Consider the following 14,587-nt stretch of genomic DNA (forward strand, 5'->3'; position numbering starts at 1 on the left):
TGGGCCGGTACAGCAACGCAGAACCTGGATTCCTGCAACTATGAGCTCCTCGTGACTGCCGAAGGCCCGTGGAGGATCAGTACCTACCTTCCCTGATTGTTTCCGTTTTTTGCTTCTGTTTTTTTTCCTTTTTTCCTTCCATGAAGGGGGATCTGTCCCGTTCCACATTTTTTGGTTGTCCGGACCAGACCTCCTCCGGTCAGGCGCTCCTGCCGGTGTCCGATCAACGGAAAAAAATACAGAAATCGATGCCCAGCCCCGGCACCCGGATCGGGAAACTCCGGCAGACTACCGGAAAGATGAAGAACCAGCCGATGATCAGAACGATGATCGCAATGACAAGCGCCGGGAGGAAAGGCTGGGCAGCGTCATTCTCCATACGGTGAGATCGTGACTGCCGGTATATGAAATTGCGTGCCAGGTGCCCGGCCCCGGGCGGTTTTTTTCTGCCGGCCCGTTGTCCGGTGAGAGCGCTGCCGGTGTTGTCACGGGCCGGGAGGATAGCGAAGTCAGGAGAAATAACCGGCGGGGTGTGGGATACTTACGATTCCCCGATCCTCTTTATCACGAGAACTGCCCCGGCCATGCTGGCGATAACGAATGCAGGGATGATGAGCGAGGGGGACTCGGGTGCAGGAACAGACCCTTCCACGACAGCGACCGCAGGCCCGGGATCCCGGGCAAGAACCAGACCGACCAGCGCGGTGATGAACAGGGCAAACACACACCAGACCTCGTAGTTCGGAAAATTCCTCAGCAACCGGTACACCCCTTCTCTTCCTATGGAGTTCTGCGGGGTGTTATTTAGTGGGTTGCAAGGCACCAGCGCGAGCATGGCCTCGGCCACCCTGATTCCATGGGAAAATTCTCCATGTACCAGTATGACAACCGAATAAAAACTGGTTGAACGAGAGAGATTGGGAGATTCTCAAATATTCATGTCCATAACGTATGACCATTTCCCGTCGTTAAAATATGCGAATGCCAGAATATGGTCCCGGCCAGAGAAATTCCCGGAAAATGTTAGATTTTCACCGATAGCGGGAACTGGCGGGGCAACGTGTTTGTCATTTCCGGTAATTCCCAGAAAAGATTCTTGAGAAGTAACCGGTCCTTCCTGTCCGATCATCCTGATCTGAGTTTTGCCAGTGCTATCAGTGACGTTGATTCGAATCCCGCACAGCGCAGAGGCATCAGCCCCGCCCAGGTATGTGATATTGATGGACTGATTATCCTCCTGATTGGCTGATAAGGCCACGATACGTGTCCCGCAACACGTTCCGACCGGATGGATGAATTCATTCAGGAGATATCCGGAATACACAATAGCGATACCGAGGATTACCGCGACCATGATGAATGCAGCTCGGTTGGGCAGGTTGCTTTCGGGTTGTTCCTGAGTCATTTTGGTAGTCCCTGTATCTGAAGTCTACCGCCGTAATGCAAACGATCTATTATGTCTTCATTGTCTGCTGCCCGTACTTCGCCTGCTCCAGCCAGCAGTCGGCGAGCACCAGCGCGAGCATGGCCTCGGCCACCGGGATGATGCGGGGCACGATGCAGGGGTCGTGCCGGCCACCGACCGAGATGTCCACGACATTGCCGCTGGTGTCCCGGGTCTGCTGGGTTTTCTCAATGGACGGCGTGGGCTTGACCGCGATCCGGACAACGATCTCCTGCCCGGTGGAGATGCCGCCGAGGATGCCGCCGGCATGGTTGGTGGCGAACCCCTTCTTTGTCATGGCATCGTTGTTCTCGCTGCCATACTTCCCGGCAACCGCAAACCCGTCGCCGATCTCAACACCCTTGACGGCCCCGATGCCCATCATGGCGCCGGCGATCATGGCATCCAGCTTGCCGAAGACCGGGTCGCCGAGCCCGGCGGGGCAGCCCTTTGCCACGATCTCCGCGATGCCGCCCACGGAATCGCCGTTGTTCTTCGCGGCAAGGATCTCGGCATCGATCGCCTTCTTCGATGTCCTGCCGTGGACGGAGAGGATCTGCCCTTTGACGGAGATGCCGTGCGTGGCAAGGAGTTTCATGGCGATTGCGCCGGCGGCCACGCGGCCGACTGTCTCGCGGCCGGAGCTCCGGCCGCCGCCCCGGTGGTCGCGGATGCCGTACTTTTCGTGGAACGTAAAGTCGGCGTGGCCGGGCCGGAAAACCTCGCGGAGGGCCTCGTAGTCCTTCGACCGGGTGTCGGTGTTGCGGACGATCATGGCGATCGGCGTCCCGGTGGTCTTCCTCTCAAAGATGCCGGACAGGATCTCGACCTGGTCGGCCTCCTTGCGCTGGGACGAGAGCGGGGAGGTGCCCGGGCGCCGGCGGTCGAGGAGCGCCTGGATGTCGTGGTCGTCGAGTGGTATGTTAGGGGGGCAGCCGTCGACGACAACGCCGAGCGCCCTGCCGTGGCTCTCGCCAAAGGTAGTGATGCGGAAATTCCTGCCAAACGTGTTCATGGGAGCAGCTCCCGTATTGTGTCTGCGGGCACATCGATGCCGAAGAACAGGTAGAACTGTTCCCGTGCCTGCCCGATAAACATCTCAGTGCCGGTGATGGTTGTGCATCCCGCAGCCCGGGCAGCCTCGATGAGCGGGGTGACGGGGGGTGTATACACAAGGTCGAAAACGGTCATCTCCTTGTGCAGCAGGTCTGCACTGACCGGCATTCGATCGCCAGGGTTCATGCCGAGCGGGGTGGAGTTGACGACAACGCCGGGATTGATCTTCCCGAAGTCAGAAAGCTCGCCCCATTTACAGCCGAACCGCTCCGCCATAGCCTTGGCCTTTGCCGGTGTCCGGTTCAGGATGGTAAGGTCCATGTCGAGATCGACCATCGCGAACGCAGCGCCGGCCGCGGCGCCCCCGGCGCCGAGCAGGACGGCTTTCGAACCCTTGAGATCCACGAGCGGTTTCCGGACGCCGATCCAGTCCGTGTTCCAGCCCATGGACGTGCCGCAGGCAAAGACCACGGTGTTGACGGCGCCGATCTGCTGCGCGGCATGCTCGTCGATCTCATCAATCATCGGGATGATATCCTGTTTGAACGGGATGGTGACCGAGAGCCCCTTGACATCGAGGGCGCGGGCCACCTGCATGATCTCGTCGAGCTCGGGGTCCTCGAACCACGTGTAGTGATAGTCAAGGCCGTAGCGTTCGAACAGGGCATTGAAGAGACGGGGCCCCTTGCTGTGGGCGCAGGGGTACCCGGCAACGCCCATCAGGCGCGTGAGCGGATCGTCCGGTGTATCGGCAAGGACCTTCAGGAGCTGGTCCAGACACTTCTGCGGGATCCGGCCGGTCCTGAAGAAACTGACACATGGTGCCCGGACCTGTGCCGGGATGGTTCCCTTCGCAAGCAGGTCCATGACCTTTGCGGCTGCTGCATCCGGGGTGGTCCCGCTTGTGTCAATGCAGTAGTCCGCCGCGGCCATGTAGTGCTGCCGGCGCCGGTCCATCATCTCCGCGATCTCCTCGCGGAGCGGGAGCCCGGTCAGCGGTGGCCGGGGTTTCCTGCTGAGGCGCTCTGCAATCGTGTCGATGTCGGCATGGAGGACGAAGACCGTGCTGTCTTTTCGCAGGTGCTCCATGTTGGCGGGATCGGTGACCACGCCGCCCCCGGTGCTGATGACGGCACCGTACGCAGGGAGGCCCGCGATGACCTTCCGCTCCTCCTCGCGGAACCGCTCCTCGCCATCCTCGTGGAAGATGTCGGGAATGGAACGGCCGGTCTGACGTTCGATGAGGGTGTCCGTGTCGATGAACGGTAGGCCGGCCTTCTCTGCCACGATCTTCCCGACCTCGGTCTTGCCGGTGCCCCGGTACCCGCAGAAGACGATCCGTTTCATATCTTCACCCCAGCCTGTTGCAGCATCTCCCAGAATCCCGGAAACGACTTGGCCGTGCACTCCGCGTTTTCTATCGTGATCCCGCCTGCAGCCATGCCGATCACGGCAAAACTCATGGCCATGCGATGGTCGTTTGCCGGGTCGATCGTGCCGCTGTGCAGCGGGGCCGGCCGGATCGTGAGGGAGTCGCCCGCGACCTCCACGCCGCACCCGAGCGCCCGCAGTCGTTCCGCGGTGTCACTGATACGGTCGCTCTCCTTGAACTTCAAATGACCGATTCCGGTGATCGTTGTCCGGCCCTGCGCAACCGCTGCCACAGCGCAGAGGGTCTGGACCGTGTCGGGCGATGTTGACATGTCGAACGCGATCCCCGTCAGCGGGCCGGTGCGTTCGACCGTGACATTGTCCTTCCCGTACGTGACCCTGCACCCCATTGCGGCGAGCGCATCCAGGAACCGCCGGTCGCCTTGCACGGATCCCGGGATAAGGTTGTTCACCCGGACCCTGCCGCCGCAGGCTGCCGCGATGGCAAAGAAGTACGATGCCGAGGAATAATCGCCTTCAATGGTATACCTGCGGGCCGTATACCGGTGAGTGTTGCTGACAGCGAACCATTCATAGCCGGTCCGCGTGATTTTTGCGCCGAACGCCTCCATCACGCCAAGGGTGATGTCGAGGTAGGAGGCCGATGCCGGCGGGGCCGGGATCCGGACCCCGATCGCTTCCTGTGCGTATGGCGCTGCCATGAGGATGGACGAGATGAACTGGCTGGACATGGATCCATCGATCGTGACCGGCCCGCCTTTCAGCGTCCCGCCGACTTTGAGCGGCGGGATCGGGCGTTCCTGCATCCGGGCGCTGCCGTTCAGGACGACCGGGTGGCTGCAGAGCAGCGCGAGCGTGGTGAGGAGCCGGAGGCTGGTCCCGGAATTATCAAGGTCCAGTCTTGTACCGGCATTGTTCCGGATCCTGCCGTCGCAGCCGGTGATGATCCAGCGCCGGTTCTCCTCAACGATGCTCACGTTCAGTTTCCGGAGCGCGGTTGCCGTAAGCCGGGTGTCGTCGGCATCGAGCGGCCGGAAGATGGTGGTCGTCCCCTTCGCGAGCGCGCTGGCGATGAGCGCCCGGTGGGTGCAGCTCTTGGACGGGGGGGCTGTGAATATAAGATCCACCCCGCTCATCCTCTGCGGCGTGACCTTCATGGGTTCACCGCAATTCTCCGGTAGCAGCCGAGTTCCTTCACCGTTGTTATCTCCTGTAACTCCTTTAAGACCTCCGGGGCGTCCGGTGTCCATGCGTAATCGAGGAAGAAGACGTACTCGCCCATCTTCCGCTTTGACGGCCGGGACTCGATCCGGGTGAGATTAATCTTCCGCTTCGCGAACGCCCCGAGGAGGTCGGAGAGGAGCCCGGGCCGGTCCCTGTGCGGGTCGATGAGGACGCTGCACTTCTCCAGACGCGGGTCGTGCGACGGCGTGCGGGAGATCCGCACGAAGCGGGTGATGTTATCGGGGTTGTTCTGCACGGCCGGGACGATGATCGGGAGCCGGTAAAGATTCGCTGCCGCTTCCGAGAGAATGGCGCCGGCGTTCGGCACGCGTTTTGCTTCCTGGGCGCTCGCGGCATTCGAACTCGTGTGGATGACCGGGATGCCCCATGCCTCGATTTTGTCGCTGCACTGCTCGTGGGTCTGGGGGTGGGCGAAGATGACGCGGATCTCTTTCAGCGGGACCGTGGATGCAAGGTTGTGGTGGATCGGGAGGTACATCTCGCCCGTGATGTAGAGCGGGTATTTCGAGAGCCCGTCCAGCGTCTCGCCCACGCCGCCGGCCTCGGAGTTCTCCATGGGCACGACGCCGTCGCCGTCGCCCTTCGCAACCGCCGCCATGATGGCGTGGATGGTGGGGGCAAAGACCAGCTCTCTGCACTTCAGCTTCAGGGTGACTTCGTGCGAGAACGTTCCCTCGGGCCCGAGCGTGATGGTGGTCATCGGTTCACCATGCAGTCGATGAGCATATCGGTGGTCGTCTGTCCCTTCGTGCAGTACTGGCCGAGGTGCCTGCTGTTCTTCTCGAAGAACTCCCGGAACCCGGCCGCGTCGTGCTTCTTGACGATAGCCTCGAGCTCTGCCGCCGATTCCCGGCAGGCCGCAAGCACCTCCGGCACGTACGGGTTCTCCTCCAGGATGTCGGCGTACAGCTCCGGGTCCTGCGAGAGGAGCCGGCCGATGAGCGAGAGCTCGATCTGGTATACGGGGCTCGTGAACTCCTCCGTGCTGCCGATGTCCACGCCCAGCCTGCGGATGCTGTCGGCCATGCAGAGCGTGACGTAGTGGGTGAGGCCCTGGACCACGGCCATCATCCGGTCGTGCTCCTCCGGCGTTGCGATGGTGCATCTCGCGCCTTCCTTCCGGAAGATGGCGACGAGATCCTGCAGCTTTTTGTCGTCCACCCGGGCCGGGCAGACGATGATGGTCTGGCTCTTCAGGCTGCTGACCGTGGGCCCGAACATCGGGTGGAGCCCGACGACGTTGGCCTTCGACTTCAGCATCGCCTCGATCGGTTTCTTCTTGAGCGAGGTGAAGTCGCAGAGGAGCTGCCCCGGTCCCATGAGCGGGGCGATGCGGTTGATGACCTTGACGGTGTTGCGGATCGGGACGGTGACAATGACGAGGTCGCACTGCCGGGCAATGTCCTCGGCCGTGAGGTCCGTGCTCCTGCCGCTCACGAGCACTTCGCAGCCGGCCCGCAGGAAGACGGGGACGAAGAGCTTCCCCATCTTGCCGGTGCCGCCGATGATGCCTGCCTTCATGGTCACTTCTCGCGGATGGTCTCTTTCACTGCCATCCCGAAGTGCCGGCCGCCCTCGAGCACGCAGCCCATGACGGTGTCGCCGGCTTTGAGGTTCACGACCGAGATCGCGCCGCCGTTTTCATCCACGAGCCTGATCGTCTCCGCGTTCTGGAGGATGAGGCTGACTTTGTCCTTGCCGGACTCTGCCTCGACAAGGAGGAGCGGCCGGCGCTCGATCTTGGTCCGGCCGATGATGGCGCTGTGAGCTTTGCCTTTCGCATCGCTCACGAGCACCGAGCCGCCGATGGCGAGATCGGAAAGGTACGCGGTCTTCCCGTCCGGCATCAGGATGTACGCGTGGACTGCGCCGGCGTTGACCCTGAAGGGACGCGGCGCAACGTACGGGTTCTCGAGCGTCTCCGCGTGCACGAGAAGCATGGCCGACGAGGTGTTGCCCATCAGCATCCCCTCGCCGTCGCTGAGCATGGAGCAGGTGTCCACGCAGACCCGGTCTCCCATCCCGACCGGCGTGATCTTCGTGACCCTGAACGGGACGAGGGCGACATTGCCGGTGCCGGCCTTCATCTTCTTTGCAACGGCCTTTACGACCGCCGGGTCCTTTGTCGCGAGCAGGATGCCCGCGGTGCCGCGCTCGAGCACGGTGAGCGCGAGGTCCGCCTCCTTCTCGTCCTTCACCTTCGCGATGATCCGGTCGGACTGCGCCACCAGGTTCTCGAGCGGGATGACCGTCCAGTCGGTGGTGGAGACGATGACGAATTTTTTGTCCCTGATTGCCGCCGCTGCGTTCTCGCTCTTCTTGTCGGTGATCGCGACCTCCGCGACATCGGTGCCGGGCTTCAGGTCGCCGTCCGGTGCTATCGTGGTGATCCGGCCGAGCCGCTTCACGTTCTCCGCCTTGTCGGTGACGATGGCGTCAGCGCCGCTCTCAATCGCGGTGGTGGCGATCTCCTTGTTCCATGGCCGGCAGTCGACCCAGAACTGCTTCATTATTACATCCCTCCAGCTGTTTTGTTCCTATGGTTCATGGTTGTGCCGTCCTCCGGCTTTGTGATTGTTTCTGGTATCTCCAGCTCACGTATCATACATTTTTCCGTTCGGCTCTGGTGAAATTTTTCCGGTTGCGCTCTGTGGAATTTGCGATGGTGACCCCCTCTCTCCCCCAGTGGGGGAGGCAGCCCAAGGGGGCAAGCCCCCTTGACCCCCATCTCCAAATCTTTTTTTCATCGGGTCCGGCCTCAGCGCCCCTCGCGGAGTTCGGCGGGAAATTTCCCATCCGGGAAACCGGCATCTGAAGCCGCCGCGGGGCGCCCTTCGGGGCGGCGGCCGTTCATCGCAACCGGGGGTATGGGGGTATCAACCCCCATCGTTTGAGAGAGAGCCCGTGGCCCCATCGCAATACATCACAGAGCGTTTTTTCTCCAGAGCGTTCTCCATCCTTCCCCTTACTTCTTCTTCCCCAGCGCCTTCTCGGGATCCACCTCATCGTGGACAACCGAGCAGAGCGCCTTGACGAACGCGGTGGTGTCGGCCCGCTGGAAGGAGTTCCTGCCCACGCAGACGCCTGCGCCGCCGACCTTGACGGAGTCGCGGATGATCTTCAGCGAGTCAAGGTCCCCGACCTTTTCGCCGCCCGCGATGAAGACCGGGACCGAGCAGGCCTTGACAATCTTCCGGAAGGCTTCCGGATCATTGGGGTAGTTGGTCTTGATCATGTCCGAGCCCAGCTCTTCTGCAACTCTCACGGCGTGGCCCACGTTCTGGGCGGAGAAGGAATCGATGCCCTTTCCTCTCGGGTACACCATGGTGAGGAGCGGGATGCCCCAGTGAGCGCAGTCCTTGGTGACCTTCGCGCCGATCTCCAGCATCTTGGACTCGTTGGGCGAGCCGAGGTTGATGTGGATGGAGACCGCGTCGGCGCCGAGCGTGATGGCTTCCTCGACCGTGCAGACCTGGACCTTGTCGTTCGGGTCCGGGTTGAGCGAGGTGCTGCCCGACAGGTGGATGATGAGCCCGATGTCGCGGCCGTGCTTCCGGTGGCCGCGTTTCACGAGGCCCTTGTGCAGCACGATGGCGTTCGCGCCGCCCTCGCTTACATCGGAGATGACCTTCGTCATGTCCAGGAGTCCGTCTATCTGTCCCATGGAAAACCCGTGGTCCATCGGCACGATGACCGACCGCCCGGTGTTCCGGTTCATGATCCTCTCAATCCTGATGTCCTTTCCGATCATTGCAATCACTTCAGTATTTCCAGCGCTTCTTCGGCGCTCTTGTTCGCATGTACGATACAGGCCGCTGCCCGGACAAACTTTGCCGGGTTTTTGTGCTGGAAGGCGTTGCGGCCGATGGAGATGCCAGCGGCACCCCCGGCCATTGCGCCTTCTATCAGTTCCAGTGTTGTGCGGTCATCGGTCTTACTTCCTCCGGCCACCACGACCGGCACCGGGCAGCCCCGGGTCACTTCGCGGAAGGACTCCGGGTCCCCCGTGTACACCGTCTTCACGATGTCGGCGCCGAGCTCGGCAGCGACCCTCGCCGCGAGCTTCACGCTCTCCAGGTCGTGGTCGGACCTGATGTTCTTGCCCCGCGGGTACATCATCGCGAGGAGCGGCATCCCCCACTCCATGCACTCGATCGCGACCGTGCCGAGATCGGAGAGCATCTTCGCCTCCTCCTCCGCCCCGATGTTCACGTGCATCGAGACCCCGTCGGCCCCCATCTTCAGGGCGTTCTGCACGGTGTTCACGAGCACCTTGTAGTTCGGGTCGGGGCCGAGCATCGTGCTTGCGGACAGGTGCAGGATGAGCCCCACGTCACGTCCGCTCTGCCGGTGGCCGTGGAGCGCCAGGCCCACGTGACCTATCACCGCGTTCGCCCCGCCCTCCGCCACGAGGTTCACGCTCTGCCCCATGTCGATGAGGCCGGGGATGGGCCCGTTCGTCACGCCGTGGTCCATGGGCACGATGACGGTCTTCTTCGTATTGCGGTTCATGATTCGTTCCAGACGGATTTCCTTTCCTCTCATAGTAACAACAACTCCTCCCTCTTCATTCGCACTTTTTTCTAGTGTGCAAATTCAGAGGGCTTACCGGTACCAGAAATAATACCGGAAATAAAATGCGAAATACGCAAAATAATAGCTAAACGCGAATGCGCCGGACCGGACGGTACCGTCGTCGCGTGAAGTTCCAGAAACGTTTTCCGTTATGCAGCGTGCGGGCTTACCGGTTGAGATAAAGGCATTCACGGGCGAAAAAACCCTCACGAATGCTGGCGCACTCCGACTGCATGTTCAATTGTATGATTCGCTTGTATATATTTGTGTGTGCTACAGTGTAGCACGGTCCGACAGGTCATCAGACCTGGAGGAGGAGAAGAACGCGTCAGCGTTCTTCGACCCGGGCCGAGAGATCTTAAAATATACTGGAATGGTAAAAAGGATTTTTGGATAAAGAAAAACGTATCATTTTACCATAATCTCTATTTGATACATAATTTATTGTATATCTATGAGAGGCCAGCTTTTTAGTGGAGCGTCACTGCTTGATGTGATTAGTAGAAATCATTCAGAAATAATTGATAAAATTAATCGCCTCGAATCTGATTATATCCTTAAGGTTAGTGAATCAGATCTGACCAGTTCTTTATTTAATCAATATTCCTATAAACCCATTGTCCTAAAAATAAGTGAAAAAATTGTTGAGAGACATGGAGATATTCAGCTCCCTAGATCGAATTATCCTGATCGATTTATCATTAGATCTGATTTGCCTTCAAATGTAACAGGAACGGAAATTCTTATTTCAATCCCTTTCGAAGGCAGTTCAGAATTGTTTCAATATCATGGTTCTACTTATTCTATGTCGCCACCAGAGGGAATCGTGAGCGATAATAAATTATTTATTTCAATAATTATCCCTCCAGGTGGATCTTCTGAACAAAGAATAACTGAGGAAATAAGTAGACAACTTGATTCGAATATTTCCCAAATTGAAAGAAATATCGGATGGGTAAATACTGATATAAAAAGTTACAACGATCAACTGCTGACCTTTATCCAGAATCAAATTCAAACTCGAAAAGAAAAGATCCAAAAAGATGCTCGGATTGCTGCGTCCCTAAATATTCCTTTAAAACGTAGTGAAAGAACAGCTTCTATTGAAATACCTGATATTAAACAAAAAATCACAATAAAATTACCAGAAGTAGGGAAAGAAAAATTTGAACCTGAATTTGAATTGAGTGATGAGAATTACATTAGTATTTTAAAAATTATTCAAAATATGATTATTGCAATGGAGCGATCTCCATCAACTTTTTCAAAATTGAGTGAAGAAGAATTAAGGGATTTTATATTAGTTTATCTAAATGGTATATTCGAAGGATCAGCAACGGGAGAGACATTCAATGAGAGTGGAAAAACGGACATATTAATACGGTATAACGGAAAAAATGCTTTTATTGCTGAATGTAAATTCTGGAAAGGTCCGAAATCAATTATTGATGCAATCGATCAACTTTTAAGTTACACCTCTTGGAGAGATACAAAAACTGCTCTCATAATCTTTAATAAAACGAAGGATTTCTCTGAGGTCCTTGAAAAAATTGAAAGTACTATTCCAACTCATAGTAATTTTAAAAAATCTCTTCAAAAGAGCAGCTCTACCAATTATAAATTTTTATTCCATCATAACGATGATAAAAACAAAGAATTGTATCTTTCTGTGTTAGCTTTTGAAATTCCTAAAACCGATCAAGTAAAAAGGTCTTAAGAGTCTTGAAAAATTTCTTCAAAAGAAAAAATATTATTGACTAAATGACATAGATTCTACTGATTCATAATGGTCAAATGCCCTATTTGTGGCTCTGTGATGAGAAAACAGGGTGAATTACAGCAACCCAGTTTATTCTCTCAAAAAAAACAGCGATTATTAACAATTTACTATTGCAACCGTTGTGGTTACAAAGTATTTGGTTAGGTTGAGTTCCAAATTTTATTTTTTACAAGTTCTTTCTCTTTCTCTCTTAAAATTAAAGCGTTACTTGCGAGAGTAGGTTTATCCAATTCTGATATTCCATTTTTATCTATTTTACAAACATCAATTGGAAATCCGACACCATATGCACCTACAGATATTGCTTCTTCCAAAACATCATAAACTACAACGGAAGCCATATCTGAATCAAGACTTTCATTATGATATTTTGATAATAAAGCAAAAGCAAAGACTGCTCCGCTACCTATTGCGTATGGACGGTTTTTGATCACTTCAAATGATCCATTATTCAAGAAATGCACAATATGTGATTTATCATCTTTATACTGGGCAAAAACAAACTCCCCCTCATGCAATTTTAAAAGCGAATCGATATCATCTTGATACCATCGACTTCTCATATCCAAATTTAATACTTTAGTCATAGAATCGGTGATTGATTTACTGATATCCGGATGTAACTCATCCAAGGGTATATCATTTGGCATCTCGTCAAAAGCATCTTTTACGGGTTGAAGAATTGTATCTGAGCCAGCTCCAGCCCACACACAATTATCAGAAAAATTATGAATTTTAATGTCGGTGTATCTTGTATATCCTTGAGTAATTTGTGTATCTGATCCAACAATTATTCCATCATTAGCAGGAAATACCACTATAAGTGTCATTTATTTTGCACGATCAAAATAGTGTATTTAAAACTTAATATTTTCTTGTAATGAAATTTTTATATTCTTTCTCACTACTCGACTCTTTTTGTAATTTTTTATTCCTTTCATCGATAAAATCTCCTATTAAAATCATCCCAATCCATATCCCATGATGGCGGACTCCAATCATACGGATAATACCCGCTGTCTTCTCGCTCTCTTTTCCTTTCTCTCCGACGTTCTTCTTTACATCGGTAGCACATCTTTCGGGTCTTTTGTTTTCGGCCGCCACAAATGGGACAAATTGTTTTATCTCGTTGCCGTTCACGTTTTTCTTCTGCTCGAATCCTGGCTTCTGTTCGTTTTTCTTCGTCTCTTTGTTTCGCATTATCAATAGCGTTAAAAATTTCAGGAATGTTCTTCTTCAGGAGATATTTTTTTACATAACCGTGGAGTGTATCTTTATCCCATAAGTCGATGGAAGCATTTTTTGTCTGTTCCATGGCTTGTGGTGTGTAATAGGAAGTCGTGACGAAAATTGCGTGTGAAGCATGATAGTATTTCATACTCCCCAGGAGTTGCTGGATCTCCCTATTGCCAACAGAATTATTTTCATTAAATCTCTTGCATTGAACTGCTGTAGTGATACCATCTTTTTTCGCAACGATATCTGTTCCGAAATCTCCCTTCTCTGGTGTAACAACAACGTCATAATATCCCATTTCCTTGAGTAATTCTGCGGTAAATAATTCAAACTCACGGGGTGTCATCGATGAAAAATTGTCCGTTATTCCGATCTCTCCCTCCCTTATCGTTTGTATTTCTGTTGTGGAGAGCCATTCGCCTTTGAACAATTCGAGTCCGCGTTGTCTTTGAGAATAAATGAAGGAAATATCGGATTTTACACTTACAAGATCGCTTTGATGATCGTGCTGTAATCTTAAATTTCTTTCAAGCCGGAATTTTTGAATGCGAATTACACACATCCAAAAGGATCGTTGGACTTTTCGAAAGGAGAGTATGAAAAATAATTTAATTACCAGAAAAAAATTACGAAAAGTCTTCTTATTCTTGAAATCATTTTTCTTGTCAGAAAAATCATTTTTTAATTCTTCAATTCTTGAAGAAAGATCACGGTTTTGAAATTCTCTTTTTGGAAGATATTCTTTTAATTTGAAAATTTTTTGTTCATCATTGAGAATAGCAGACTCCAGCCCAGATTTTTCACTCTGATATTTTGATAATAGCGCATTGCTCTCCTTTGTATAAATAAAAGTAGAATTGTCATATTTTTTTGGCATTACAGTTTCATTTTCACCCAAGACGTTTAACCTTTCGACTTTCATTCTGTCGTCCGCGTTAATAGTTGATGATTATCCGCCTCATGCACTGCCAGTCTCATCGCCCCTGCTCAACATAAACCCCCGCTGGCCCACACACCCCGGCTCCTGCCCGGGCCGGCACCGGCGATTGCGGCCCGGTGGACCGGAGATCCTGGCCTCCGGAAAACCCCCCTTTTTTCCCTCCCAGAATGGCACAGGCCGATCCCCCGGAAAACAGCCCCCCCAAATAGGCCCAAATTAACATAGAAACTGACTCACGGGATTTATGACGAAAAAAAGAGACAAAACGTTGGATTCTGGCACGGAAACTGACACGCTTTTTGGAGAAACTGACACGGTCACTCTCTGGAAACAGGCAATCCGGGCCCTGTACGGGGCCGGATTAGTATAGCTCTGGAATACGGTCCCTTCTCCGACGTGAAAGCGACATTTCCACTGGAACGGCCGCCGTGTCCCTCCAAGAAACGAAAATCCCCTGCCATTGGCAGGAGTCTGTCGGGGCCGCTTTTCCGCTGCCCCAACTCTGCCATACCCTGTCATCCGGCACCGGCGTGAAATTCTCTGTTTTTGCACGAAACACTGTCGTTTTTGGGAGAAACCTTGTCATTTTCCGGAAAAAAAGGGTGATCCGGGCTCAATACGAGGCCGGATTAGCACAGCCCTGGAAAGATACCCCCGGGCCCACCCCCCCCACCTCCCGCACCCGGCCAGGGGGGGTCACCCCCCACCGGAAAAAATGCTGGCGGGGGGGTCTGCAGGAGACCCCCCTCCCCGGAATTGAGTGGGTGGCACCGGTGCACAGGTGCCGGCCCGGTGCTTCGCCTGGAATTGCCGGCGTGAGCGGGGAAAAGGGCCTGCTACTTGCATTTGAGTAGGGGGGTCGGAATGGGCTGAGGGGGTGGGGGGTCTCGGCCGGTTTTGAAAAATGTTGGAGGGGGGG

At 54.4% G+C, this 14,587-nt stretch carries 14 protein-coding genes; 1 reads left to right on the top strand and 13 read right to left on the bottom strand.

Going from position 1 to position 14,587, the window contains the following annotated elements; all coding sequences use genetic code 11:
• Positions 1–223: 223 nt before the first annotated feature.
• The 11 genes from A4E33_RS08245 to A4E33_RS08295 all read right to left on the bottom strand — a co-directional run bounded on the left by A4E33_RS08245 (position 224) and on the right by A4E33_RS08295 (position 9,682).
• The gene (locus A4E33_RS08245) at positions 224–379 is read right to left on the bottom strand and encodes a hypothetical protein (protein ID WP_292347222.1); all 156 of its coding nucleotides are present in this window, start codon (positions 377–379) and stop codon (positions 224–226) included.
• Positions 380–541: 162 nt separating this feature from the next.
• On the bottom strand, positions 542–760 hold the full coding sequence (locus tag A4E33_RS08250; protein ID WP_292347223.1) for a hypothetical protein: 219 nt from the start codon (positions 758–760) through the stop codon (positions 542–544).
• A 168-nt stretch (positions 761–928) separates the two neighbouring features.
• Positions 929–1,405 carry a hypothetical protein gene (locus A4E33_RS08255; RefSeq protein ID WP_292347224.1) on the bottom strand — a complete coding sequence of 159 codons (477 nt, stop codon included), beginning with the start codon at positions 1,403–1,405 and terminating at the stop codon, positions 929–931.
• Positions 1,406–1,454: 49 nt separating this feature from the next.
• Positions 1,455–2,459, bottom strand: a complete 1,005-nt coding sequence (locus tag A4E33_RS08260; RefSeq protein WP_292347225.1) for a chorismate synthase — start codon at positions 2,457–2,459, stop codon at positions 1,455–1,457.
• Positions 2,456–3,847: a shikimate dehydrogenase gene (gene aroE / locus A4E33_RS08265; RefSeq protein WP_292347226.1), complete on the bottom strand. Its 1,392-nt coding sequence runs from the start codon at positions 3,845–3,847 to the stop codon at positions 2,456–2,458. The genes A4E33_RS08260 and aroE overlap by 4 nt, the downstream gene beginning before the upstream one ends.
• Entirely contained in the window at positions 3,844–5,049 is a 1,206-nt protein-coding gene (locus A4E33_RS08270; protein ID WP_292347227.1) for a 3-phosphoshikimate 1-carboxyvinyltransferase, read from the bottom strand. The genes aroE and A4E33_RS08270 overlap by 4 nt, the downstream gene beginning before the upstream one ends.
• A complete protein-coding gene (locus A4E33_RS08275; RefSeq protein ID WP_292347228.1) occupies positions 5,046–5,837 on the bottom strand; it encodes a prephenate dehydratase domain-containing protein in 792 nt (263 codons plus the stop codon). Before A4E33_RS08275 ends, A4E33_RS08270 begins: the two co-directional genes overlap by 4 nt.
• A complete protein-coding gene (locus tag A4E33_RS08280; RefSeq protein ID WP_292347229.1) occupies positions 5,834–6,658 on the bottom strand; it encodes a prephenate dehydrogenase/arogenate dehydrogenase family protein in 825 nt (274 codons plus the stop codon). The genes A4E33_RS08275 and A4E33_RS08280 overlap by 4 nt, the downstream gene beginning before the upstream one ends.
• A gap of 2 nt (positions 6,659–6,660) precedes the next feature.
• Positions 6,661–7,647, bottom strand: a complete 987-nt coding sequence (locus tag A4E33_RS08285; RefSeq protein ID WP_292347230.1) for a 3-dehydroquinate synthase II — start codon at positions 7,645–7,647, stop codon at positions 6,661–6,663.
• A gap of 455 nt (positions 7,648–8,102) precedes the next feature.
• On the bottom strand, positions 8,103–8,888 hold the full coding sequence (locus tag A4E33_RS08290) for a 2-amino-3,7-dideoxy-D-threo-hept-6-ulosonate synthase (protein WP_292347231.1): 786 nt from the start codon (positions 8,886–8,888) through the stop codon (positions 8,103–8,105).
• Positions 8,889–8,893: 5 nt separating this feature from the next.
• Positions 8,894–9,682, bottom strand: coding sequence for a 2-amino-3,7-dideoxy-D-threo-hept-6-ulosonate synthase (locus tag A4E33_RS08295; RefSeq protein ID WP_292347232.1), 789 nt, complete (start codon positions 9,680–9,682; stop codon positions 8,894–8,896).
• Positions 9,683–10,166: 484 nt separating this feature from the next.
• Between A4E33_RS08295 and A4E33_RS08300 the strand changes: the two genes are divergently transcribed.
• Positions 10,167–11,429: a hypothetical protein gene (locus A4E33_RS08300; protein WP_292347233.1), complete on the top strand. Its 1,263-nt coding sequence runs from the start codon at positions 10,167–10,169 to the stop codon at positions 11,427–11,429.
• A gap of 203 nt (positions 11,430–11,632) precedes the next feature.
• Here the strand turns inward: A4E33_RS08300 and A4E33_RS08305 are convergent, their stop codons facing one another.
• Together A4E33_RS08305 and A4E33_RS08310 are read right to left on the bottom strand one after the other, a co-directional pair.
• Positions 11,633–12,322, bottom strand: a complete 690-nt coding sequence (locus A4E33_RS08305; RefSeq protein WP_292347234.1) for a hypothetical protein — start codon at positions 12,320–12,322, stop codon at positions 11,633–11,635.
• Positions 12,323–12,429: 107 nt separating this feature from the next.
• Positions 12,430–13,650, bottom strand: coding sequence for a restriction endonuclease (locus A4E33_RS08310; protein WP_292347235.1), 1,221 nt, complete (start codon positions 13,648–13,650; stop codon positions 12,430–12,432).
• Positions 13,651–14,587: the final 937 nt, after the last annotated feature.

The sequence above is a fragment of the Methanoregula sp. PtaB.Bin085 genome, assembly GCF_002067035.1.
Classification (GTDB): Archaea; Halobacteriota; Methanomicrobia; order Methanomicrobiales; family Methanospirillaceae; genus Methanoregula.